General features: G+C 59.8%; 22 protein-coding genes and 1 pseudogene. 6 read left to right on the forward strand and 17 right to left on the reverse strand.

What is annotated here, in order from left to right; genetic code table 11:
• Positions 1-66 precede the first annotated feature (66 nt).
• From recG to exbB, 5 genes are all read right to left on the reverse strand, one after another.
• The gene (gene recG / locus ACX3YF_RS07875; RefSeq protein WP_130205604.1) at positions 67-2142 is read right to left on the reverse strand and encodes an ATP-dependent DNA helicase RecG; all 2076 of its coding nucleotides are present in this window, start codon (positions 2140-2142) and stop codon (positions 67-69) included.
• Positions 2143-2151: 9 nt separating this feature from the next.
• Positions 2152-3081, reverse strand: coding sequence for a hydrogen peroxide-inducible genes activator (locus ACX3YF_RS07880; protein WP_090326662.1), 930 nt, complete (start codon positions 3079-3081; stop codon positions 2152-2154).
• 182 nt (positions 3082-3263) lie between these two features.
• Positions 3264-4013, reverse strand: a complete 750-nt coding sequence (locus tag ACX3YF_RS07885; RefSeq protein WP_204149568.1) for a TonB family protein — start codon at positions 4011-4013, stop codon at positions 3264-3266.
• On the reverse strand, positions 4010-4438 hold the full coding sequence (gene exbD / locus ACX3YF_RS07890; RefSeq protein ID WP_047535134.1) for a TonB system transport protein ExbD: 429 nt from the start codon (positions 4436-4438) through the stop codon (positions 4010-4012). Before exbD ends, ACX3YF_RS07885 begins: the two co-directional genes overlap by 4 nt.
• Positions 4439-4444: 6 nt before the next feature.
• Positions 4445-5413: a tonB-system energizer ExbB gene (gene exbB, locus ACX3YF_RS07895; protein ID WP_198131654.1), complete on the reverse strand. Its 969-nt coding sequence runs from the start codon at positions 5411-5413 to the stop codon at positions 4445-4447.
• A gap of 189 nt (positions 5414-5602) precedes the next feature.
• Here exbB and ACX3YF_RS07900 point away from each other — a divergent pair, with 189 nt between their 5' ends.
• Positions 5603-6460 (forward strand): SDR family oxidoreductase, encoded by an 858-nt coding sequence (locus tag ACX3YF_RS07900; RefSeq protein WP_130211043.1) that lies wholly within the window; start codon positions 5603-5605, stop codon positions 6458-6460.
• Positions 6461-6525: 65 nt separating this feature from the next.
• Here the strand turns inward: ACX3YF_RS07900 and ACX3YF_RS07905 are convergent, their stop codons facing one another.
• From ACX3YF_RS07905 to ACX3YF_RS07930, 6 genes are all read right to left on the reverse strand, one after another.
• Positions 6526-7266, reverse strand: coding sequence for a hypothetical protein (locus ACX3YF_RS07905; protein ID WP_047535125.1), 741 nt, complete (start codon positions 7264-7266; stop codon positions 6526-6528).
• Between the two features lie 67 nt (positions 7267-7333).
• A complete protein-coding gene (locus ACX3YF_RS07910; protein WP_003229509.1) occupies positions 7334-7714 on the reverse strand; it encodes a RidA family protein in 381 nt (126 codons plus the stop codon).
• Positions 7715-7738: 24 nt separating this feature from the next.
• The gene (gene spoT, locus ACX3YF_RS07915) at positions 7739-9844 is read right to left on the reverse strand and encodes a bifunctional GTP diphosphokinase/guanosine-3',5'-bis pyrophosphate 3'-pyrophosphohydrolase (protein ID WP_130211042.1); all 2106 of its coding nucleotides are present in this window, start codon (positions 9842-9844) and stop codon (positions 7739-7741) included.
• A 57-nt stretch (positions 9845-9901) separates the two neighbouring features.
• Positions 9902-10165 (reverse strand): DNA-directed RNA polymerase subunit omega, encoded by a 264-nt coding sequence (gene rpoZ / locus ACX3YF_RS07920; RefSeq protein WP_007921129.1) that lies wholly within the window; start codon positions 10163-10165, stop codon positions 9902-9904.
• Positions 10166-10331: 166 nt separating this feature from the next.
• Positions 10332-10952: a guanylate kinase gene (gmk, locus tag ACX3YF_RS07925; RefSeq protein ID WP_047535114.1), complete on the reverse strand. Its 621-nt coding sequence runs from the start codon at positions 10950-10952 to the stop codon at positions 10332-10334.
• Between the two features lie 12 nt (positions 10953-10964).
• Positions 10965-11828 carry a YicC/YloC family endoribonuclease gene (locus ACX3YF_RS07930; RefSeq protein WP_458944075.1) on the reverse strand — a complete coding sequence of 288 codons (864 nt, stop codon included), beginning with the start codon at positions 11826-11828 and terminating at the stop codon, positions 10965-10967.
• 266 nt (positions 11829-12094) lie between these two features.
• On the opposite strand from ACX3YF_RS07930, the gene rph reads away from it, so the two are divergent.
• From rph to gltS, 3 genes are all read left to right on the forward strand, one after another.
• The gene (rph, locus tag ACX3YF_RS07935) at positions 12095-12817 is read left to right on the forward strand and encodes a ribonuclease PH (RefSeq protein WP_047535109.1); all 723 of its coding nucleotides are present in this window, start codon (positions 12095-12097) and stop codon (positions 12815-12817) included.
• A gap of 28 nt (positions 12818-12845) precedes the next feature.
• Positions 12846-13214: a DUF4870 domain-containing protein gene (locus ACX3YF_RS07940; RefSeq protein WP_130211041.1), complete on the forward strand. Its 369-nt coding sequence runs from the start codon at positions 12846-12848 to the stop codon at positions 13212-13214.
• A gap of 431 nt (positions 13215-13645) precedes the next feature.
• Positions 13646-14851, forward strand: a complete 1206-nt coding sequence (gene gltS, locus ACX3YF_RS07945) for a sodium/glutamate symporter (RefSeq protein WP_448647634.1) — start codon at positions 13646-13648, stop codon at positions 14849-14851.
• Positions 14852-14927: 76 nt separating this feature from the next.
• On the opposite strand, the gene ACX3YF_RS07950 is transcribed toward gltS, so the two are convergent.
• Positions 14928-15707, reverse strand: coding sequence for an exodeoxyribonuclease III (locus ACX3YF_RS07950; protein ID WP_003176915.1), 780 nt, complete (start codon positions 15705-15707; stop codon positions 14928-14930).
• A gap of 81 nt (positions 15708-15788) precedes the next feature.
• Here ACX3YF_RS07950 and pyrE point away from each other — a divergent pair, with 81 nt between their 5' ends.
• On the forward strand, positions 15789-16433 hold the full coding sequence (gene pyrE / locus ACX3YF_RS07955; RefSeq protein ID WP_198131649.1) for an orotate phosphoribosyltransferase: 645 nt from the start codon (positions 15789-15791) through the stop codon (positions 16431-16433).
• Positions 16434-16613: 180 nt separating this feature from the next.
• Here the strand turns inward: pyrE and argB are convergent, their stop codons facing one another.
• The 4 genes and pseudogenes from argB to coaBC all read right to left on the reverse strand — a co-directional run bounded on the left by argB (position 16614) and on the right by coaBC (position 20848).
• Positions 16614-17519 (reverse strand): acetylglutamate kinase, encoded by a 906-nt coding sequence (argB, locus tag ACX3YF_RS07960; RefSeq protein ID WP_047535093.1) that lies wholly within the window; start codon positions 17517-17519, stop codon positions 16614-16616.
• A gap of 24 nt (positions 17520-17543) precedes the next feature.
• Positions 17544-18947, reverse strand: a pseudogene (locus ACX3YF_RS07965) (phosphomannomutase/phosphoglucomutase); the annotation flags it as partial.
• A 231-nt stretch (positions 18948-19178) separates the two neighbouring features.
• Positions 19179-19634, reverse strand: coding sequence for a dUTP diphosphatase (dut, locus tag ACX3YF_RS07970; RefSeq protein ID WP_047535088.1), 456 nt, complete (start codon positions 19632-19634; stop codon positions 19179-19181).
• A gap of 5 nt (positions 19635-19639) precedes the next feature.
• Entirely contained in the window at positions 19640-20848 is a 1209-nt protein-coding gene (gene coaBC, locus ACX3YF_RS07975; RefSeq protein ID WP_458973617.1) for a bifunctional phosphopantothenoylcysteine decarboxylase/phosphopantothenate--cysteine ligase CoaBC, read from the reverse strand.
• Positions 20849-20983: 135 nt separating this feature from the next.
• On the opposite strand from coaBC, the gene radC reads away from it, so the two are divergent.
• On the forward strand, positions 20984-21658 hold the full coding sequence (gene radC / locus ACX3YF_RS07980; RefSeq protein ID WP_448647632.1) for a RadC family protein: 675 nt from the start codon (positions 20984-20986) through the stop codon (positions 21656-21658).
• Positions 21659-21690: 32 nt separating this feature from the next.
• Here radC and ACX3YF_RS07985 read toward each other — a convergent pair whose 3' ends face one another.
• A complete protein-coding gene (locus tag ACX3YF_RS07985; RefSeq protein WP_103402936.1) occupies positions 21691-23274 on the reverse strand; it encodes an ABC transporter substrate-binding protein in 1584 nt (527 codons plus the stop codon).
• Between the last annotated feature and the right edge of the window lie 446 nt (positions 23275-23720).

The following is a 23720-nucleotide window of genomic DNA, read 5'->3' on the forward strand; positions in this document are numbered from 1 at the left end:
TTTAAAACAATTGGCAGGAGTATAACCAGCTTGCTCGAACCCATCGCTCAGAAACTGAGACGGTGCTCACACTTGGCCGTATTGCTGCCCATGACGCAACCAACGATCAAGTAATGGGCTGACGTGATCGGGCCAGCGTTCAAGCAAGGCCTGAGCGGCATCGCGCACCGCCGGCAGCAGGTCGGCGTCGCGCATCAGGTCGGCGACTTTGAATTGAAGCAGACCGGTCTGCCGCGTGCCGAGCATTTCACCGGGGCCGCGCAGCTCGAGGTCTTTTTCGGCGATGACGAATCCGTCATTGGTTTCGCGCATGATGCCCAGTCGCTGGCGCCCGATCTGCGACAGCGGTGGATGGTAGAGCAACACGCAATGGCTGACGGCGCTGCCCCGCCCGACGCGACCGCGCAACTGGTGCAGTTGCGCCAGGCCGAGACGCTCCGGGTTTTCGATGATCATCAGGCTGGCGTTGGGCACGTCGACACCTACTTCGATCACGGTGGTGGCGACCAGCAGCTGCAAGTTGCCGGCCTTGAATTCGGCCATCACGGCCGCTTTTTCGGCAGGCTTCATGCGGCCGTGAATCAGCCCGACTTTCAGTTCGCCGAGCGCGGCGGTGAGGTCTTCATAAGTGGTTTCGGCGGCCTGGCAGGTCAGCTCTTCCGACTCTTCGATCAGCGTGCACACCCAATAGGCCTGTCGACCTTCGGCACAGGCGCCGCGTACCCGTTCGATGACTTCGACGCGCCGGGTGTCGGTGATCAGCACCGTGTTCACCGGGGTTCGGCCGGGCGGCAATTCGTCGAGGATCGAGGTGTCGAGGTCGGCGTAGGCACTCATGGCCAGCGTGCGCGGGATAGGCGTCGCAGTCATGATCAGTTGGTGTGGGCACATGCGCCCGCCGACGCCTTTTTGGCGTAACGCCAGGCGCTGTTGCACACCGAAGCGGTGCTGCTCGTCGATGATCACCAGTGCCAGGTTCTTGAACTGCACCTCGTCCTGGAACAGCGCGTGGGTGCCGACCACCATCGGCGTGCCATTGGCGATTTGCTCCAGCGCGGCCACACGGTTTTTGCCCTTGAGCTTGCCGGCCAGCCACGCGACTTCGATGCCCAAGGGTTCGAGCCAGCGCTTGAAGGTGATGAAGTGCTGCTCGGCGAGAATTTCGGTGGGCGCCATCAGGGCGACCTGATAACCAGCCTCCAATGCTTGCAATGCAGCCAACGCCGCGACCACGGTCTTGCCCGCGCCGACATCACCTTGAATCAAGCGCAGCATCGGCTCGTGTTGACTGAGGTCGTAGGCGATTTCGTTGCCCACCCGCTGTTGTGCACCCGTGGGGCTGAAGCCGAGATTGGCCAGGTATTGGGCCGGTAGCTTCGTGGCTTTGGGCATGGCCGGCGCGCGCAGCGAACGCATGCTCTCGCGCAGGCGTTGCTGGGACAGTTGATGGGTCAGCAGTTCTTCGAAGGCCAGGCGGTGCTGGGCCCAGTGGTGGCCGAGGGCGAGTTCGTCGACATCGGCATCGGCCGGCGGATGATGCAGGTAGCGGATCGCATCGGCCAGCGGTGCCAATTGATAGTCGCGGGCGAGTTCGGTCGGCAGCCAGTCGGGCAGGCTGGTGGGGCCGAGTAATGTCAGGGTCTGCATGCACAGTTGGCGCAAGCGTTGCTGCGTCAGGCCTTCGGTGAGCGGGTACACCGGCGTCAGGGTTTCGTCCACCGGCGGCGGCTCGTCGCCGGTAATGGCGCGGTATTCCGGGTGGTAGATTTCCAGACCCGACGCACCGGGTCGCGCTTCGCCGTAGCAGCGAATTCGCGTGCCGCGCTTGAGGCCTTCTTTCTGGGCGTTACTGAAATGGTAGAAGCGCAGACTGAGCCCGCCGGTGCCGTCCTGCAAGCGCACTACCAGGCTGCGGCGTCGGCCCATGACCACGTCAGCGCCGCTGACCGTGCCTTCGATCACGGCGTCCTGCCCCGGGCGCAACGCACCGATCGGGACTACGCGCGTGCGATCCTGGTAACGCAATGGCAGGTGAAACAGGACGTCCTGGAGATTTTCCAGGCCGACCTTGGCCAGTTTCTCGGCCATGGCTTCGCCGACACCCTTGAGTGCCGTCACCGACACTTGCGACAACTCGGTCATGACGCTTGCTTAGCCGGCCACCACCGGTGCGGATGGCTTGGCCACCGAGCACAGGCGAATGGAGTCAGCGAGGATTTCAATGGCTTTCGGACGCGGGAAGCTCGCACGCCAGGCAATGGCCACGGTACGAAACGGCACCGGCGCCGACAACGGCCGAACTTCGATCACGCCTGGGGCGTAGTGATGGCTGTCGACCGCCGACAGCGGCAGGATCGACACGCCAAGGCCAGAGGCGACCATGTGGCGGATGGTTTCCAGCGAGCTGGATTCCACCGTGGTGTGTTTGGCGCCGTCGTTGCCTTTGGTCAGGGTCGGGCAGGCTTCCAGCACTTGATCGCGGAAGCAGTGACCTTCGCCGAGCAACAGCAGGCTCTTGTCATTGAGCAGGCTGGCGTCGATGGATTCTTTTTGCGTCCATGGGTGCTGGGCCGGCATCAGGACGTAGAACGGCTCGTCGTAGAGTTGCAGGGTCAGGACGTCGGCTTCATTGAACGGCAGGGCGATGATGATCGCGTCGAGCTCGCCGTTGCGCAGCTTGTCACGCAGGATGTGGGTGAAGTTTTCTTCGATGTACAACGGCATCTGCGGGGCAACCCGGTGCAGTTGCGGGATCAGGTGCGGGAACAGATACGGGCCGACGGTGTAGATCGCGCCGACTTTCAGCGGGGCGGTCAGCTGGTTCTTGCCGGCTTGTGCCAGCTCGCGAATGCCTTGGGCCTGTTCCAGGACTTTCTGTGCCTGGGCCACGATGCCTTCGCCAACCGGGGTCAGGCGCACGGCGCTTTTGCTGCGCTCGAAAATCAGCACACCGAGTTCGTCTTCGAGCTTTTTCACGCCTACCGAAAGGGTCGGCTGGCTGACGTGGCAACGCTCGGCCGCGTGGCCGAAGTGCTGCTCTTGGGCGAGGGTAACGATGTAGCGTAATTCTGTGAGGGTCATAGCAAGCGTCCATGAAGTTGCGGGCCAAGCATAACGCTTGCAATCGATAGACGCACGTTATCAGACAGTATGTGCTGAGTGACACCGGGTAATGCGCGTTTGCCGTTTCCAGATATGCGAAAGGCACCTTTTCGGTGCCTTTCGCGTATCGCCGCAGAACCTGTTGAAGCGACCAACATTAATCAGCGCCGGCGTTTGTCTATCGAGTAAACAAAGGGTGCAACGATTTCGATGGAGCCATTTTTGAGCATGTCGGCCGGAGGTTTGGGCAGCGGCTGCGCACGGCGGATCATGTCCAGGGTCGCCCTGTCCAGATCGGCAGTGCCTGAGGCGCCCACCAGCTCGAATGACAGGACGTTGCCTTCGGCATCCACCACGAAACGCAGGCGGTTAATGCCTTCCTTTCCCCGTGCCTGTGCACTGGGCGGGTACTTTTTGTACTTTTGCAGGTGCGCCAGCAAGGTGCCTTCCCAACTGGCCTTGGCCGCTAGTTGAGCTGCCGATGGCCCTGGAGCGGGCTGAGCGGATTTCTCCGTTGGTGCCGGCGTTGGTGGTTCTTCGCTCGGTTTTGCTTCGGACGGCTTTTCCTTCGGCGGTTCCGGTTTTTTCTCCACAGGCTTGGGCGGTTGAGGCTTCGGCTTGGGTTTGACCGGTTTGGGCACCGCGATTTCCGCCTTCGGCGCTTCGGCGAGTTTCGGTATTGGCAGTTCCTCTACCGGGGCCGGTGGCTGTGGCGGGGTGACGACCTTTGGCGGAGCAGGCGGTGGCGGGGCGGGAAGCGGCGCCAGCTCGACCATCATTGCCTGGGGTGGCAATTCGATGGGCGGGCGGGCGGTCCAGTTCACGGCCAGCGCGATGGCCAGCGCATGAACGCCGAGCACCACGGCCAGGCTACCGCCATATCGCGTCAGCTTTTGGCGCGTCGTGATCATTTCTTGACTGCCGACTCGAGACCGACCAGACCCACCTTCAGGTAACCGGCGGAGCGCAGGGTGTCCATCACGCTCATGAGGTCGCCGTAATCCACGCCTTTATCGGCCTGGAAGAAGATCGTCGTGTCTTTCTTGCCCTGGGTCTTGGCGTCGAGCGTGGCGCCGAGTGCTTCGGCCTTCACTTCATCTTCGCCGAGGAACAGGCGTTGGTCAGCCTTGACGCTGAGGAACACCGGTTTTTCCGGCCGTGGCGCCGGTTTGGCGGTGGACGCGGGCAGGTCGACTTTGATGTCCACAGTGGCCAGCGGCGCCGCCACCATGAAGATGATCAACAGCACCAGCATCACGTCGATGAACGGCGTGACGTTGATTTCGTGATTCTCGGCCAGATCGTCGTCTGCGCCTTCTTTCAAATGCAGGCCCATGGCCGATTACCCCACTTTCACCATGTGCGGTTGCGAGCTGCGCTCGGGCTGGTGGTCGAGGTCGCGGCTGACCAGCAGCAGCACCTGTGCCGACGCGTCGGACACCTGAGCCTTGTAGCCGGCGATGGAGCGGGCAAACACGTTGTAGATTACGACCGCTGGAATCGCTGCGACCAGCCCCAGGGCGGTGGCCAACAAGGCCTCGGCAATGCCGGGAGCCACGACGGCGAGGTTGGTGGTCTGGGTTTTGGCGATGCCGATGAAGCTGTTCATGATGCCCCACACGGTACCGAACAGGCCCACGAATGGCGCGGTTGAACCGATGGTGGCAAGCACGCCGGTGCCGCTGCTCATGTTGCGACCACAGGCCGCCACCAGGCGCTCGAGGCGGAAGCTGACGCGTTCCTTGATGCCTTCTTTTTCGCGACTGTTAACCGACAGGCGCATCTCTTCGAGAGCGTCGTGCACCAACAGATTGGCGAGGGTGCCTTCCTTCGCCGCCGTGACGCTGGCTTCCTTGAGCGAGGCAGATTTTTTCAGCTGGGCGATTTCACTGCGCAGACGGCGCTTGGCGCCCATCAGCTCCAGGCCTTTGGCGATCCAGATGGTCCAGGTGATGATCGAAGCGATGGCCAGGCCGATCATCACGATTTTCACGATGATGTCGGCGTTTTTGTACATGCCCCACGGCGACAGGTCGTGGGCCATGCCCAGGGAGTTGTCGGCTTCGAGTACTTCGGGAGCGTCTTCGCCGGCGATCGCTGGGGTCTGCGCTGGGTCGGTGGCGACCGGAGTGACAACCGGGGCGGCGTGATCGGCTGAAGCCGGTGCGGTGGCGGAGGCCGGAGTGGCCGGCGTTTGCGCGTCAGCGAACGCGGCGGCAGGCGCCACTATCAGGCTGAACAGCAGGGCGGCCACCGCGCTCCAGGCACGAGGTCGTTTGGTTGGCAAAGCGGAGAGTTGATTACATGTCATGCTGGGCCGGACCTGAGAGGAAAATTCGATTAATGTTCTTCCAGGCCTCGTGAGGCCGAGAACAAAGTGGCGTGCATTATTGCAATTAATTCTTGTTAACAAAAGCGATAGAGTCTTTTTTTTCCTGCATTGCTAACCGCTCGTCCACTGTCGGCGTTAGCTTATCCGTTTCCGAGAGGAGTTTTTTTGATGTCCGCACCTTCTGTTCTGATCGCCGGTTGCGGTGATGTCGGCAGTCGTCTGGCCACGCAATTATTGGCTTTGGGGTGGGAGGTTCATGGCCTGCGGCGTGACATTTCACGTTTGCCCGAGGGGATCATCGGCGTTGCGGGCGACTTGTTCAATGAGGACTGTCCGGCCACCTGGCCAATCGGCGCCGTGGACTACCTGGTGTATTGCGCGGCCGCTACCGATCACGATGAAGCCGGTTACCGCGCTGCTTATGTCCAGGGCTTGCAACACGTTCTGGGCTGGTTGAACGACTATGGGCAGGTTCCTGAACGCTTGTTGTTCGTTTCCAGCAGCAGTGTTTACGGGCAGCAGGAGGGCGAGTGGGTTGACGAGACTTCGCCAGCCGTGGCGGCGGGCTATTCCGGGCGCGTGATGCTCGAAGCCGAGCAGATTGCCCTTAAGAGCGGCATCCCGGCCAGCATTGTACGGTTGACCGGTATTTACGGTCCGGGCCGCGAGTGGTTGCTGACCCAGGTGCGCCGGGGCTATCGCGTGGCGGTCGATCCACCGTTGTATGCCAATCGGATCCATGCCGATGACGCTGCAGGGTTGATGGCGTTTTTGCTTGAGGCCGCTCGACGTGGCGTGGCGTTGGAGGATGTCTATATCGGCGTCGATGACGCGCCCGCCGCGTTGGCGGATGTGGTGGGTTGGTTACGCGAGTATCTGGGTGTGACCGAATGGGCCGACGATGCCAGCGTGCGCCGCACCGGAAGCAAACGCTGCAGTAATGCGCGGGCAAAAGCCTTGGGCTGGGCGCCGAAGTATCCGAGTTTTCGCGAAGGGTATGCAGCGATTCTTGAAGGGCGCTGCTGACGTTCAGGCTCCACAAGCACCTGTGGGAGCGAGCAAGCTCGCTCCCACAGGTGCTTGTGTATTGTTTACTGCTTCTCGAGCAGCCACTTGCGATCACCCGGCGTGAACGAAGGCATCTCGTCTGCCTGTGCGGTGTTCACGGTCTGGAAGATTTCCAGTTCTTTGCCTTTACGGGTAAAGATCCACGCATTTCCTTGCCCGTTGAGTTGCAGCCACATGTTGTCGTTGCCGCCGCTCATGGACGCGCAGTCACCGGCCAGGCACAGTGCGTAGCGATCAGTGTTCGGCAAACCGGTCACCTGGCCGTCGGCCTGGAACTGCACGGTATTGCCTTCACCCGGACCGCTGACGATTTTCCAGCTACCGCCCATGTAAGCCGAATACAGCGCGCGTTCGAAGCTGGCGCCAATCGGTGCGCCCTCTGGTACCGGGATCAGTGCGCGGTCGAAGACTTGCGCCGGCTCGTTGTCGCTGGCGGACTGGCTAAGTTGCTTGCCGTCACGTTTCAACTCGCTGGCCGAGCTGCCATAAAAGTCGATTTTCCAGGCGCCGGACTCTTCGCCCAGCATCTTGCCTTCGACATTTTCAAAGCCATTGGTGTAGCGGGCCTGACCGGCCTTGGTGTTGACGTTCCATTCCAGGTTCGGGCCATAGGTCTGGAGCGCCTCACGCAGGGGGACGCCTTTGGATGCAGTATCGATCGCCGCCTGATTGATCCAGGTGCCGCTGATATCACGGTCGGCAGGGTTGCTGGCACAACCGCCCAAGAACAGGGCGAGCAGCGAGAGAGCAAGCGCTTTGCGCATGGTGGAATCCTATCAAGCTTTCTTTACAGCAGAGCAGTCGGCGCAGCCAGAGGCTGCGCCGGACGCATTACTCGATGACCAGAATGGCATCCATTTCAACCTGCGAACCCTTTGGCAGGGCGGCTACGCCAATGGCGGCGCGCGCTGGGTACGGTTGGTCGAAGTACTTGCCCATGATCTCGTTGACCTTGGCGAAGTGGCTCAGGTCGGTGAGGAAGATGTTCAGCTTGACGATGTCCTTGAACGAGCCGCCGGCGGCTTCAGCCACGGCCTTGAGGTTCTCGAAGACCTGGACGGTCTGGGCTTCGAAGCCTTCAACCAGTTCCATGGTTTTTGGGTCCAGAGGAATCTGACCCGACATGTAAACGGTGTTGCCAGCCTTGATCGCCTGGGAGTAAGTACCGATGGCGGCCGGGGCCTTGTCGCTGGTGATAACGGTCTTGGTCATTGATGACTCCTTGTAATGGGTGGCTTAGGCGCGCATCCGGGTGATGCGGATCACCCCGGTCAGGGCGCGCAGTTTCTTGATCACGCGGGCCAGGTGCACGCGGTCGTGCACGCTGACCACCAGTTGGACCACGCTGATGCGACCATCGCGTTCGTCCATGCTGATTTTTTCGATGTTGCCGTCGGCCGCGTTGACGCTGCTGGCCAGCAGGGCGATCAGGCCACGCTGGTGTTCCAGCTCGACGCGCAGTTCGACATTGAATTCGCCGGTGACGTCCTTGGCCCACGAGAGCTGGATGCATTTTTCCGGATTGTGGCGGATTTCGCTGATGTTGCGGCAGTTGTCCAGGTGCACGACCATGCCTTTGCCCGCGGACAGGTGGCCGACAATCGGGTCGCCCGGGATCGGCGTGCAGCACTTGGCGTAGCTGAGCACCAGGCCTTCTGTGCCGCGAATCGCCAGTGGACCTTCCGGGCTCGGCAGCTGTTCGCCTTCGCCGAGCAGGCGTCGGGCGACGACGTAGGCCATGCGATTGCCCAGGCCGATGTCTTCCAGCAGGTCTTCGATCAGCTCGAGGCGATACTCGGTGAGCATCGCCTTGACGCGCTCGGCCGGGATTTTTTCCAGCGTGCTGTCGAAGCCGTTGAGGACTTTGTTCAGCAGGCGTTCGCCCAGGCTGATGGACTCGGAGCGGCGTTGCAGTTTCAGTGCATGGCGAATGTGCGTACGCGCCTTGCCGGTGACCACGAAGTTGAGCCACGCCGGGTTCGGGCGCGCGCCCGGAGCACTGACGATTTCGACCGTGGAGCCACTTTGCAGGGGTTCGGACAGCGGTGCGAGTCGACGGTTGATCCGGCAGGCAATGCAGCTGTTGCCGACGTCGGTGTGCACCGCATAGGCGAAGTCGACTGCCGTGGAGCCCTTGGGCAACTCCATGATCCGGCCTTTGGGCGTGAACACATAGACCTCGTCCGGGAACAGGTCGATCTTCACGCTTTCGATGAATTCCAGCGAGTTGCCGGCGCGCTGCTGCATTTCCAGCACGCCTTTGACCCATTGGCGCGCGCGGGCGTGAGTGCCTTTTGGCTGCTCGTCGCCGCTGGATTTATACAGCCAATGGGCGGCGATGCCGTTGTTGGCCATCTCTTCCATTTCGCGGGTGCGGATCTGGATTTCGATCGGAACGCCATGCATGCCGAACAGCGTCGTGTGCAGCGACTGATAGCCGTTGGCCTTGGGGATTGCGATGTAATCCTTGAAGCGACCCGGCAGCGGCTTGTACAAATTATGCACGGCACCCAGGACGCGATAGCAGGTGTCGACCTTGTCGACGATGATCCGGAACGCGTAGACGTCCATGATCTCGTTGAAGGCCCGGCGCTTGCCGCGCATTTTCTTGTAGATGCCGTAGAGGTGTTTCTGCCGACCGCTGACCTCGCCCTGAATGCCATCAACGGCCAGGCAGTGGCTGAGGGATTCCTCGATCTTGTTGACGATTTCCTTGCGGTTGCCCCGGGCGCGCTTGACCGCCTGGTAGATTCGCGCGGAACGCATCGGGTGCATGGCCTTGAAGCCGAGGTCTTCGAATTCTATGCGGATCGCGTGCATGCCCAGCCGATTGGCAATGGGCGCATAGATTTCCAGGGTTTCCTTGGCGATGCGACGGCGTTTTTCGCCGGACAGCACTTCCAGCGTGCGCATGTTGTGCAGGCGGTCGGCCAGCTTGACCAGGATCACGCGAATGTCGCGTGCCATGGCCATGGCCATTTTCTGGAAGTTTTCAGCCTGGGCTTCGGCCTTGGTCTCGAAGTTCATCTGGGTCAGTTTGCTGACCCCGTCGACCAATTCGGCCACGGTTTCGCCGAACTGCGCTTGCAGCGCTTCCTTGGCAATGCCGGTGTCTTCGATCACGTCATGCAGCATGGCTGCCATCAGGCTCTGATGGTCCATATGCATTTCGGCAAGAATATTCGCCACCGCGAGAGGGTGCGTGACGTACGCCTCGCCACTGCGGCGGCGTTGGCCGTCGTGGGCTTGTTCGGCGTAGAAATACGCCCGGCGGACCAGGTTGACCTGGTCCTTGCCGAGGTAGGTCGATAAGCGATCGGCGAGGGCGTCTATGCTCGGCATGATGACTCCTGCCGCAAGCTGTGATCCCGCGCCGTGCTACGTCGACCAGGCATAGGCTTAGACGGCCTCGTTGGACTCGTCCTCGAATGCAGCAAAAAGCGGTTCATCTTCAACGATTTCGGCTTCGGCGATAGCTGCGTAGTCGATCAGGCCTTCAGCGATTTCACGCAGGGCGACGACGGTAGGCTTGTCGTTTTCCCATGCTACTTTCGGCTCTTTGCCGCCGGTGGCCAGTTGACGGGCACGCTTGGTAGAGAGCATGACCAGCTCAAAGCGGTTATCCACGTGTTCTAGGCAGTCTTCAACGGTTACGCGGGCCATGGTCTTCCTCGTAGCAAATGCAATATGCGCGCTGCCCGGATGGGCGAGCGGACTCAACAGTTTAAAAAATCACCAGCGATTAGGGAAGCGCTGATTTTTGACCAGGCCCTTCAACGCGCTGCAAGTGCCAATGTAAAGCCCTTGCAGCGGTTTTGGGAAGAGCTGATTAGTCGAGCAATTCAGCCAGCAACTTGCCAAAACGCTGTTGTTGGCGTTTTTGTTGCAGCTGATTGGCGCGGAAAATCGCCTTCAGATCGTTCAGTGCGTGGGCGAAATCGTCGTTGATGATCAGGTAGTCGTAGTCGACGTAGTGGCTCATTTCGCTGACCGCTTCGCGCATCCGGCCGTCGATGATCTCGTCGCTGTCCTGGCCACGGTTGGTCAGGCGCTGGTGCAGGGCCTGAAGCGATGGCGGCAGAATGAAGATCGAGCGGGCCTTGGGCATCAGTTGACGCACTTGCTCGGCGCCCTGCCAGTCGATTTCCAGGATCAGGTCGTGGCCTTCGTCGAGGGTCTGCTGCAGGTGGCTTTGCGAGGTGCCATAGAGGTTGCCGAAGACCTCGGCGCGCTCGAGGAAATCCCCGTGCTCGATCATCTTCACGAACTCGCTGCGTTCGACGAAGTGGTAGTTCACGCCGTTCACTTCACCGGGGCGCATGGCGCGGGTGGTGTGGGAGATCGAGACGCGGATCTCCGGGTCGGCGTCGGTCAGGGCCTTGACCAGGCTGCTTTTGCCCGCGCCCGAAGGGGCGGAAATGATGTACAGGGTGCCGGTGCTGTGGGTCATGTCGGGAATGCCTTACTCAATATTCTGCACTTGTTCGCGCATCTGCTCGATCAACACCTTGAGGTTGACCGCAGCCTGGGTGCTGCGCGGGTCGAAGGCTTTGGAGCCCAGTGTGTTGGCTTCGCGGTTGAGTTCCTGCATCAGGAAATCCAGGCGCCGCCCGGCAGCGCCACCGGACTTGAGTACCCGGCGAACTTCGATGATGTGAGTGCTCAGGCGATCCAGTTCTTCGGCGACGTCGCTTTTTTGCGCGAGCATGACCATTTCCTGCTCCAGGCGCTGCGGGTCCATCTCGGCTTTCATGTCGGCGAAGCGGTCGAGGACCTTCTGGCGCTGGGTGGCGAGCATCTGCGGGACCAGTTCGCGCAAGGTCACCACGTCTTCTTCAATGGAGGTCAGGCGCTCGTTGATCAACCGCGCCAGCTCTGTGCCTTCGCGCTCGCGACCGGCCTTGAGTTCCTTCAGGCCCTGGTTGAACAGTGCGAGTGCTTCGGCGTTCAGCGCTTGCGGGTCGGTGGCATCGCCTACCAGTACGCCGGGCCAGGCCAGGACTTCGAGAGGGTTCAGCGCTGCCGGATTTTTGATCAGGCTGGCGATCGTCTCGGCGGCGGCGACCAATTGCGCGGCGCGCGCCTGATCGACTTGCAGCGGTTTGCCGGTGTTTTCTTCGGTGAAGCGCAGGGTGCATTCGAGCTTGCCTCGGGACACGCCCTGGCGCAGGGCTTCGCGAACGGCGCCTTCGAGGTCACGAAAAGACTCGGGCAGACGCAAATGGGGTTCCAGGTAGCGGCTGTTGACCGAGCGCAGTTCCCAGCTCAGGGTGCCCTGAACGCCGGCTTTTTCGACGCGGGCGAAGGCGGTCATGCTGTGCACCATGGAGGTACCTCGCAATGCAGATCGGCCGGAACAGCGATTCCGGTCATCCGATATCAATGAATTTAAGCCGACTGGCAGCAAAGGCGCAGGATTGTAGCGCAGTGGCGCGGATGCGCCCAAACACAGGCTGTCACAAATGGCTGCAACGCTCCGGTGACAGGCTGTTCAGAGCCTTCGGTCGTCGGAGGTTTTTTTTAGAAGTGCCCAGCGGTGGCCGTCGGCTCTATAATGCTCCGCAGTTTTCCGTCCCCGTACAGGTATCCCTTATGAAACGTCCAAGTGGTCGCGCTGCCGATCAGCTCCGCTCGATCCGCATTACCCGCAACTACACCAAACACGCCGAGGGATCTGTACTGGTCGAGTTCGGTGATACCAAAGTCATCTGCACTGTCAGCGTGGAAAACGGCGTGCCGCGTTTTCTCAAAGGTCAGGGCCAAGGCTGGTTGACCGCCGAATACGGCATGCTGCCGCGTGCCACCGGCGAGCGTAACCAGCGTGAAGCGAGTCGCGGCAAGCAAGGCGGCCGTACCCTGGAAATTCAGCGTCTGATCGGTCGTTCCCTGCGCGCCGCGCTGGACATGTCCAAACTGGGCGACGTCACCCTGTATGTCGACTGCGACGTGATCCAGGCCGACGGCGGCACCCGCACCGCGTCCATCACTGGCGCCATGGTTGCCCTGGTCGATGCCTTGAAAGTGATCAAGAAGCGCGGCGGCCTCAAGGGCGGCGACCCGCTCAAGCAAATGATCGGTGCCGTTTCGGTGGGCATGTATCAGGGCGAGCCAGTGCTTGACCTCGATTACCTGGAAGACTCGGCCGCCGAGACCGACCTGAACGTGGTGATGACCAGTACCGGTGGCTTCATCGAAGTCCAGGGCACTGCCGAAGGCGCGCCGTTCCAGCCTGAAGAGCTGAACGCCATGCTGGAGCTGGCGAAGAAAGGCATGAACGAGATCTTCGACCTGCAAAAGGCTGCGCTGGCTGACTAACCGGAATGTTCCAGGCAAGGAGGACGCCATGAGTGATGAACAGCAACTGCTTCCCACCCCGAGCAAAGAAGCTCGGCAGTGGGCGATGTTTTGTCACTTGTCCGCCTTGCTTGGGATCTGGATTCCGTTCGGTACCTTGATTGGCCCGTTGATTCTCTGGCAGATGAAGCGCGAGATGGACCCGTTTGTCGATGCACAAGGCAAGGAGGCGCTGAACTTTCAGCTTACCGTTGCTATTGCATCCGCCATTTGCTTTCTGCTGATGGTAGTCATCATCGGGTTCTTCCTGTTAGGACTGATCGCGATCGGTGCGTTAGTGCTGACGATCATTGCTGGCGTGAAGGCCAATGAAGGGGTGCCTTATCGGTATCCGTTCACTTGGCGCCTGATCAAATAAGCAACCCGTCCCCTGTGGGCGCAAGTTGTTGTCCAGAAAAGTCGACTTTACTCGGTCGTCTGTCCCGATTTAAGTCAATGCTTCAACTTCGGAGTGTTGGCTCTTCTAAATACAGCTGAATGTTTCAAGTTGTGTGTAACAGTTGCCATTACGGAATTCAGGCGCTGCAGACATTTTCTCACACACTTGTATGGATTCGTCTTACACGTTTAGTCACAACTGCAAGGCTTCATCACGGCCTGTCTGCTTGGCAATGGGGCTGCGTGGTTGATAAGGTTGCGCCAAGTAATATTCATCAAGAAATATTTCGATATATTCAAACCATTGACGGTACTTGAATCTCAATTAATCAGCGTTGATATATCAACCTGTTCAAGAGGCGAGTCCAGGTAAAAAGTTCGCCCCTGAATATATGTAAATGAATTATCACAATGCTTCAGCTCGATTTTTACGGAACACTTGTGGCTGCCTCCCTGGTGCTGTTACTGGGGCGCGGACTTGTCACGCGCGTTGGTTTTTTACGGACCTACAATATCCCTGAGCCTGTAGCAGGCGGTCTGCTGGTTGCTCTGGTTCTTCTGGCCTTGCGAAGCCTGGACATTGAAGTTCGATTTGATACATCGCTGCAAACACCCTTGATGTTGGCGTTTTTTGCGACCATTGGCTTGAGTGCAGACTTCGCCAGCTTGAAGAAAGGCGGGCGCGTAGTGGGGGTTTTTCTACTGGCGGTCATTGGGCTTCTGGTGGTTCAGAATGCCATGGGCATCGGTCTCGCAACGGCGTTGGGGCTCGATCCGTTGATGGGCCTGTTGACAGGCTCCGTTACGCTGGCGGGTGGGCACGGTACAGGCGCTGCGTGGAGCGCGACGTTCAGCGAGAAGTATGGTCTGGCTTCTGCTTCCGAGCTTGCGATGGCTTCTGCAACGTTTGGCCTGGTGCTGGGTGGATTGATTGGTGGGCCGGTCGCTCGCCTGCTCATCAACCGTGTCCAGGTACCCGGTATCGAGCAAGCAAAGCCAGGGATGCCAAAGGGCTTCGAGCAGCCGAACAGAGAGCGTTCAATCACGCCATTTTCGTTTATCGAGACACTCGCCCTGATCGCGGTCAGCTTGCTGGTGGGTTCACTCCTGAACGGCCTGCTGAAGGACACGGCCTTCGAGCTGCCAACGTTCGTTTGCGTCTTGTTCGTGGGTGTGGTTTTGCGTAATGGGCTTTCGGCGCTTGGCTTGTATCAGGTGTTTGAGCGTGAAGTTTCCGTGCTGGGTAATGTCAGCTTGTCGCTGTTTCTGGCGATTGCGCTGATGTCACTCAAGCTTTGGGACCTGGCCGCACTGGCTTTGCCCATTTTCATTATCCTGGCTGCGCAAACGCTGGTCATGGCGTTGTTTGCGATGTTCGTGACCTTCAGGGTCATGGGCGGCAACTACGATGCGGCAGTGCTGGCAGCAGGACACTGCGGGTTCGGGCTGGGCGCCACGCCAACGGCGATCGCTAACATGCAAGCGGTGACTCAGCGTTACGGACCTTCGCAGATAGCGTTTCTAGTGGTGCCGATGGTGGGAGCTTTCTTCATCGACATCATTAATGTGATCGTGATCAAGTCGTACCTTGCGTTGCCGATCTTCGCCGCTGCCTGAAGATCCGAACACCGCCGATGATCCAAAAAAATGCCCGTATCTTGCGATACGGGCATTTTTTCATTCGGCACAACGCTTAGATGGTCAGCGTCCAGTCGTAGTCCACGATCAGCGGCGCGTGTTGCGAGAAGCGCGGCTGGCGCGGCAAGCGTGCGCTGCGTACGAAACGACGCAGGCCCGGGGTCAGCAGCTGATAGTCGAAACGCCAACCGAGGTTGAGCATTTCGGCTTGTTCGTTATCCGGCCACCAGCTGTACTGATCGCCTTCACGGCTGACTTCGCGCAGGGCATCGACATAGCCCATGTTGCCGACAATCTCGTCCATCCAGGCACGTTCAGGTGCCAGGAATCCCGGGGATTGCTGGCTGTCGCGCCAGTTCTTGATATCCAGCTTCTGTTGCGCCACGTACAGCGAGCCACAATAGATGTACTCGCGACGTTTGCGTCGCTGTTTATCGAGATAACGGGCGAAGTCGTCCATTAGCTTGAACTTCTGGTTCAAGTCTTCATCGCCGTTCTGCCCCGAAGGGAGCAGCAAGGTCGCGATGCTGACCTTGTCGAAATCGGCTTGCAGGTAGCGCCCGTAGCGGTCGGCCGTCTCGAAACCAAGACCGCTGATGACAGCCTTCGGTTGCAGCCGCGAATACAAAGCCACGCCACCTTGGGCGGGGACTTCGGCATCGCAGGCATAAAGGAAGTATCCATCCAGTTGGAAGGCTGGATCGTCCAGTTCAAAGGCGGAGGCGCGGGTGTCCTGCAGGCAGATGACGTCGGCATTCTGTGCTTGCAGCCAACTGAGCAAACCACGCTCGACTGCTGCCTGAATACCATTGACGTTCACACTGATGATCCGCATAAATGGCCCCAAAAATCGCGTGCGTGTATGATACACGGCGTCAAGCTAATTAGCTAAATCCGTGGTATTTGGGGTTTTTCCATGCAAGCGTATCAACGCGATTTCATTCGTTTTGCCATCGATCGCGGCGTTTTGCGCTTCGGTGAGTTCACCCTGAAGTCCGGACGTACCAGTCCTTACTTCTTCAATGCGGGCCTGTTCAATACGGGTTCTGCCCTGGCGCAGCTGGGGCGTTTCTACGCCGCAGCCATCGCCGAGAGCGGTATTTCCTTCGATGTGCTGTTCGGTCCGGCCTACAAAGGCATCCCGTTGGCGGCAACCACCGCCGTGGCATTGGCCGAGCATCACAACCGTGACCTGCCCTGGTGCTTCAACCGCAAGGAAGCCAAGGCCCACGGCGAAGGCGGCAGCCTGGTCGGCGCGCCATTGACCGGTAACGTACTGATCATCGACGACGTGATCACCGCTGGCACCGCCATCCGTGAAGTGATGCAGATCATCGCGTCCCAGGAAGGCGCCAAGGCCGCTGGCGTGTTGATCGCCCTGAACCGTCAGGAGCGTGGCAACGGCGAGCTGTCGGCGATCCAGGAAGTGGAGCGCGACTTCGGCATTCCGGTGATCAGCATCGTTTCGCTGAATCAGGTATTGGAATTCCTGGCCGACGATCCACAACTCAAGCAGCACTTGCCGGCGGTAGAAGCGTACCGCGCCCAGTTCGGCGTTTAACTGCAATGCCCCTGTAGGAGCGAGCTTGCTCGCGATGCCCTTCAGGGCGCCGCTTTTCGCCAGACACCCCGCGTTATCGTTGACGTCTTTCGCGAGCAAGCTCGCTCCTACAGGGATTGTGGAATAAAAAAGACCCCGCTCAGCCAGGCTGAGCGGGGTCTTTTTTATTTGCGCGATCGCTTAGTGACGCTTGCGATTGCTGATCAAGGTGCCCACACCGGTATCGGTGAAGATTTCCAGCAGGATCGCATTCGGCACGCGACCGTCGATGATCAGCGAGCTGCCGACGCCGCCCTGAACCGCTTCCAGTGCGCAACGGATCTTCGGCAACATGCCGCCGTAGATCGTGCCATCGGCGATCAGATCGTCGACTTGCTGAGTGCTCAGGCCGGTCAGGACCTTGCCCGACTTGTCCATCAGGCCGGCAATGTTGGTCAGCAGCATCAGCTTCTCGGCTTTTAGCGCTTCGGCGACTTTACCGGCCACCAGGTCAGCATTGATGTTGTAAGACTCGCCGTTCTCACCGACGCCGATAGGCGCGATCACCGGAATGAAGTTGCCTTTGACCAGCAGGTTCAGCAGTTCGGTGTTGATCCCGACCACTTCGCCCACCTGGCCGATGTCGATGATTTCCGGTTGGGTCATCTCCGGCGTCTGGCGAGTGACGGTGAGCTTCTTCGCGCGGATCAGCCCGGCGTCTTTACCGGTCAGGCCGATGGCGCTGCCGCCATGGCGGTTGATCAGGTTGACGATGTCCTTGTTGACCTGGCCACCGAGAACCATTTCCACAACGTCCATGGTCGCTGCGTCGGTGACGCGCATGCCATCGACGAAATGGCTTTCGATCGACAGGCGCTTGAGCAAATCACCGATTTGCGGACCGCCGCCGTGAACGACTACCGGGTTGATGCCCACGGCTTTCATCAGCACGATGTCGCGGGCGAAGCCGGTTTTCAGCTCCTCGCTTTCCATCGCGTTGCCGCCGTATTTGATCACCAGCGTCTTGCCGACATAACGGCGAATGTAGGGCAGTGCTTCGGACAGGACCTTGGCGGTGTTGGCGGCGGCTTCGCGTTCGAGGGTCATTCAGGGCTCCGGTGCTTCAATAAATCAAAACGGTAGTTGGAGATCAGGTGCAACACGCTTCAGTTGGACTTTGAAGACGTCCTTGATGCGCTGCAATTCAGCCTCGTCATCGGCCTCGAAACGCAGCACCAGCACCGGTGTGGTGTTGGATGCGCGAACCAGGCCCCAGCCTTTGGCATAGTCGACTCGCACGCCGTCAATGGTGGTCAGGTCGGCGCCTGCGCCCCACTGCGCGTCGTGCAGTGCATCAATGATGCTGAATTTGCTCTCTTCGGTCACATGGATATTGATTTCCGGCGTAGAAATATCATTCGGGAAGGTCGCGAACAGCTCTTCGGCCGATGATTTTTCCTTGCTGAGGATCTCCAGTAGCCGCGCGGCGCTGTAAATGCCGTCGTCGAAACCGAACCAGCGCTCCTTGAAGAAGATGTGCCCGCTCATTTCGCCGGCCAGCAGGGCGCCGGATTGTTTCATTTTCTTTTTGATCAGCGAGTGACCGGTCTTCCACATCAGCGGACGGCCGCCGTATTCCTTGATCAGCGGGATCAGGCGACGGGTGCATTTGACGTCGAAGATGATTTCCGCGTCCGGGTTGCGCGCCACCACATCGCGGGCGAACAGCATCAGCAGGCGGTCCGGATAGACGATGCTGCCCGTGTTGGTCACGACGCCGACGCGATCGCCGTCGCCGTCGAAGGCCAGGCCGATATCAGCGTTGGTTTCCTTGACCTTGGCGATCAGGTCAACGAGGTTTTCAGGCTTGCCCGGATCCGGGTGATGGTTCGGGAAGTTGCCGTCGACTTCGCAGAACAACGGAATGACTTCGCAGTTCAACGCTTCGATCAATTGCGGAGCGATCACACCGGCCGCGCCATTGCCGCAGTCCACGACCACTTTCAGGCGACGGGCCAGTTTGACGTCCTGGACGATTTCGGTGGTGTAACGGTCGAGGATCTCGACTTTGGTGATGCTGCCCTTGCCGCTGCTCAGGTCGTTGGTCTTGAGGCGGTCGTGCAGGGCCTGGATCTGTTCGTTGGCCAAGGTATCGCCGGCGATGACGATCTTGAAACCGTTGTAGTTCGACGGGTTGTGGCTGCCGGTCAGCATCACGCCGGATTTGCCGGCCAGGATATTGGCCGCGTAGTACAGCGCTGGCGTTGGCACCAGGCCGACATCGCTGACATGGCAGCCGCTTTCGGCCAGGCCTTGAATCAATTTTTCCACCAGCTCCGGGCCGGACAGGCGACCGTCACGGCCAACGGATACGTTGGGTTCGCCCTGCGCGAGGCTCTGTGCACCGATGGCGCGACCGAGCCAGTAGGCCGTTTCTGCGTTCAGAAATTCCGGGACGGTGCCGCGAATGTCGTAGGCGCGGAAGATGCTGTCTGGGAACTTGGGGGCAATTTGGGCCGGGGTGCTCATCTGGGGAAACTCCATCTCGAATGTGGTTGGACCCGCCTGCGAGGGACTCGGCAGACTCAAACTGAAGGGTATGACGGCGTTTTCCACAGAGAGTTCGTGGTGCGAAAAGGCCATCTTGCCGAAGTCAGCGGCTAACGGGTTGGCCAATGCCTTGATATTGGGCGGTCAACCTTGCTGTTGGGGCCGTTCGAAATCCGTGGCGAGAGCGCTTTCTCGCCACAGAGATCCTCTATCGGATCAATGGCTACCGGAATGACCGAAACCGCCGGTACCGCGCTGGGTCTCGACGAACTCTTCGACCATCTCGAAATGTGCCTGCACCACCGGTACCAGCACCAGTTGCGCCAGGCGCTCGCCCACGGCCATGGTGAAGTCGGTCTGGCCACGGTTCCAGCAAGAAACCATCAGCGGGCCCTGGTAATCAGAGTCGATCAGACCCACCAGGTTGCCCAGCACGATACCGTGCTTATGGCCCAGGCCGGAGCGCGGCAGGATCAGCGCGGCGAGGTTCGGATCGCCGATGTACACCGACAGGCCGGTCGGGATCAGCACGGTTTCACCCGGTTTGATCACGATGTCCTGCTCCAGCATGGCGCGCAGGTCGAGGCCGGCGGAGCCCGGTGTGGCGTATTGCGGCAACGGGAATTCGGTACCGATGCGGGGGTCGAGGATCTTGGCTTGCAAAGCGTGCATGTAAATTAAACCTGGTTCAGACGTTCGGCGATAAAAGTGATCAGCTGACGAGCAATCTTGCTCTTGCTGGTCTGGGCGAAAAGTGTGGCGTGAAGCTCGCGGTCGATCACGCTGCAGGCGTTTTCTTCGCTGTTGAAGCCAATGCTCGGGTTGGCGACGTCGTTGGCGACGATCAAATCGAGGTTCTTGTCTTTCAACTTGCGGGCAGCGTAGTCGAGCAGGTGTTCGGTTTCAGCGGCGAAACCGACACTGAACGGACGGTCGGGGCGTGTTGCGATGCTGGCCAGGATGTCCGGGTTGCGCACCATTTGCAGCAACAAGCCGTCGCCGTTCGTAGGATCTTTCTTAAGTTTTTGTGGTGCGACTACTTCCGGACGGTAGTCCGCAACTGCGGCAGAGGCGATGAACAGGTCGCAGGGGATCGCAGCTTCGCAGGCGGCAAGCATGTCGCGGGCACTGACTACATCGATGCGTGTGACACGGTCCGGGGTCGGCAAATGCACGGGGCCGGTGATCAGCGTCACCCGAGCGCCAGCTTCAACAGCTGCTTCAGCGAGGGCGAAACCCATTTTTCCGGAGCTGTGGTTGGTGATGTAGCGCACCGGGTCGATGTTTTCCTGGGTCGGGCCAGCGGTGATCAGCACGTGCTTGCCTGTCAGCGCCTGGTGCTGGAAGCAGTCGGCGGCGCACTGGGCCAGATCGGTGGCTTCGAGCATGCGCCCCAGGCCGACATCGCCGCAGGCCTGGCTGCCAGAGGCAGGGCCAAAGACTTTCAGGTCGCGACTTTCGAGGGTTTGCAGGTTGGCCTGGGTCGCCGGATCGCGCCACATGGCCTGGTTCATCGCCGGGGCGACGGCGACGACCGCGTCGGTGGCCAGCACCAGCGTGGTCAGCAAATCATCGGCAATGCCTTGGGCAAGACGAGCGATCAGGTCGGCGGTAGCCGGCGCGATCAACACCAGATCGGCCCATTTCGCCAGTTCGATGTGACCCATGGCGGCTTCGGCTGCCGGGTCCAGCAGATCCAGATGAACCGGGTGCCCGGACAGGGCCTGCATGGTCAGCGGGGTGATGAATTCGGCGCCGCCACGGGTCATGACTACGCGCACTTCGGCGCCCTGGTCCATCAGGCGGCGAACCAGATCGGCGCTTTTATAGGCAGCGATACCGCCGCCGACGCCCAGAACGATGCGTTTCCGATACAGCCGCTGCATAGGCCTGCCTTTCAATTCGTTGGTGGCTGCTTGGCGATACCCCCTCCCCAGGGATGAATTCGCCAGCAAAAAAGATGGGCTACGATATCACAGCGACCGCTACGGAACAGCGGCGCCCACAGACAGGGAGGTGCTATGAGTATTCGCAATTGGCCGGTGGCGGAGCGGCCGCGGGAGAGATTACTGACGCTGGGAGCCGCGAGTCTTTCAGACGCCGAGTTACTGGCGATATTTTTACGAACCGGCGTATCCGGCAAAAGCGCGGTGGATCTGGCGCGGCATCTGCTGGGCCAGTTTGGCAGTCTGCGCGCACTGCTCGAGGCCGATCTGGTCATGTTCAGCATGCATTTGGGGCTGGGCCCGGCAAAATTCGCTCAATTGCAGGCAGCCCAGGAAATGAGCCGGCGGCATTTGGCTGAACGGGCGCGCCAGAAACCGGCACTGGAAAACCCCCACGTGGTCCGTGAATACCTGAAATCGATGCTGCGTCACGAGCCGCATGAAGTATTCGGTTGCCTGTTTCTGGATTCCAAACATCAGGTACTGAGCTTCGAAACGCTGTTTCGCGGGTCCATTGACAATACGAGTGTGCATCCGCGGGAGGTGGTCAAGCGTGCGCTGGCTAACAACGCAGCAGCCTTGATCCTCTGCCACAACCACCCGTCAGGGAACTCCGACCCCAGTCAGGCTGATCGGGTGTTGACCAAGCGTTTGCAAAAGGCGCTGGAGTTGATCGATGTGCGGGTGCTTGATCATTTCATCATCGGCGACGGCGATCCGTTGTCCATGGCCGAGTATGGGTGGATGTGAATGAGTGCATCACTGTAGGAGCAACCTTGCTCCTACAGTTTGACCTTTGAATAGTCCTGACGCCCAAACGGGCTGACTGAATAACCCTCGACATTCTTGCGCGTCAGGGCGAAAGCCGTCGGATGGGCCAGCGGTAGCCATAGCGCCTGTTGCTGGATCTGCGCTTGCGCTTGCTCATAGAGCTTGGTGCGAACGCCTTGCTCGCCGGTGGTTTTGCCGGCACTGATCAGCTTGTCCAGATCCGCATTGCAATAACGGGCGAAGTTGGTGCCGGATTTGACCGCCGCGCAGGAAAACTGCGGTGTGAGGAAGTTGTCCGGGTCACCATTGTCGCCAGCCCAACCCATGAACAGCAGGTCATGCTCACCGGCCTTGGCGCGGCGGATCAGTTCGCCCCATTCGATCACGCGGATCTCGGCCTGAATGCCGATTTCCGCAAGGTCAGATTGCAGCAGCTGCGCGCCGAGGCTCGGGTTCGGGTTCAGCAGGCTGCCGGAAGGGCGGGTCCAGATGGTGGTCTGGAAGCCGTCCTTGAGCCCGGCCTTGACCATCAAGGCCTTGGCTTTCTCGATGTCATGGGGGTAGCCCGGCAGGTTCTTCGCGTAGCTCCAGGTATTGGGTGGGTACGGGCCGTTGGCCGCTTCGGCGGTGTCCTCGAACACGGCTTTGACGTAGTTGGCCTTATCGAAGGCGAGGTTGATCGCCTGTCGCACTTCGGGCTTGTCCAGCGGTGGATGTTGGCTGTTGATGCCGACGAATGCGGTCATGAAGGCGTCAGTCTTTTCCACTTTCAGGGTCGGCTCTTTCAGCGCGGCCTGTACGTCCAGTGGTTTGGGCGACAGGGCGATCTGGCACTCGTTGCGGCGCAACTTCTGCAAGCGCACGTTGGCGTCCGGGGTGATGGCGAAGATCAGCGGGTCCACTGACGGTTTGCCGCCGAAGTAGTCCGGGTTGGCTTTGTAGCGAACCGAGGCATCCTTCTGGAAACGCGTGAAAACAAACGGGCCGGTGCCGATTGGCTGGCTGTTGAGCTTGTCCGTGGTGCCGGCCTTCAACAATTTGTCCGCGTATTCAGCCGAGTAGATCGAGGCGAAACCCATGCTCAGGGTCGCGAGGAAGGTCGAGTCCGGGTGGTCGAGGGTAAAGCGCACGGTCAGCGGGTCAAGGGCGTCGATTTTCTTGATCAGCGCTGGCAATTGCATCGATTGCGCATGGGGGAAACCGCTCTGGGCAACCTGGTGCCACGGGTTGGCGGGGTCAAGCATGCGGTCGAAGCTGAATTTGACGTCTTCGGCGGTCAACTCGCGGGTCGGGCTGAAATACTCGGTGCGATGGAATTTCACCTGCGGGCGCAGTTTGAAGACGTAGATCAGGCCATCGGGGCTGACTTCCCAGCTGTCCGCCAGGCTGGCGATCACTTTGCCGCTGGCGGTGTCGAAGTCCACCAGCCGGTTCATCAGCACGTCGGCCGAGGCGTTGGTGGTGGTCAGCGAATTGTATTGCACCACGTCAAAGCCTTCCGGGCTGGCCTCGGTGCAGACGCTCAGGGCGGCGGCGAAGGCCTGTGGGCTCAGCAAAAACGGGGCGAGCAACAACGGTAGGGCAGCGAGGCGCATGGTCGGGTTCCTTTACAGATCGAAGGCCCATCTGCAAGTGCAGTCTGGAAAAGGCTTACCCTAGTGGGCTCGATTGCAAATGACTATCCCCTTTTTGATTTTGAGGAGACTATCGGCGACTGATTTTGCTGTGTGCCGGTTGGAAAAAACGCTGGGACGGCGTGTCGGGCAGATTCTCTGCGACGAGCGGTCGGAGTCGACGATAGCCTTTACCCAAAGCGCCTGACGCCCGAAAAACAGGGTTTTTATCAACTCAATGTACAGCGAATGTTGTTGCTCTCTAGTCTTTCTGGTATAAAGCAGCGCTCTTTTCTAGGGGCCCGGTTCCTTCGTTTGTAGGTGTAGCCGGTAAGACCCCTAAAGAAACGCGGCGCCTGGCGCCAAATGACTGAGAGATTAAGCGGCCAACCCATGCCGGGTTGGGCATGTGGTTTTAGAGGGCTGAG

It is taken from the genome of Pseudomonas fluorescens group sp. PF-69 (assembly GCF_054481235.1).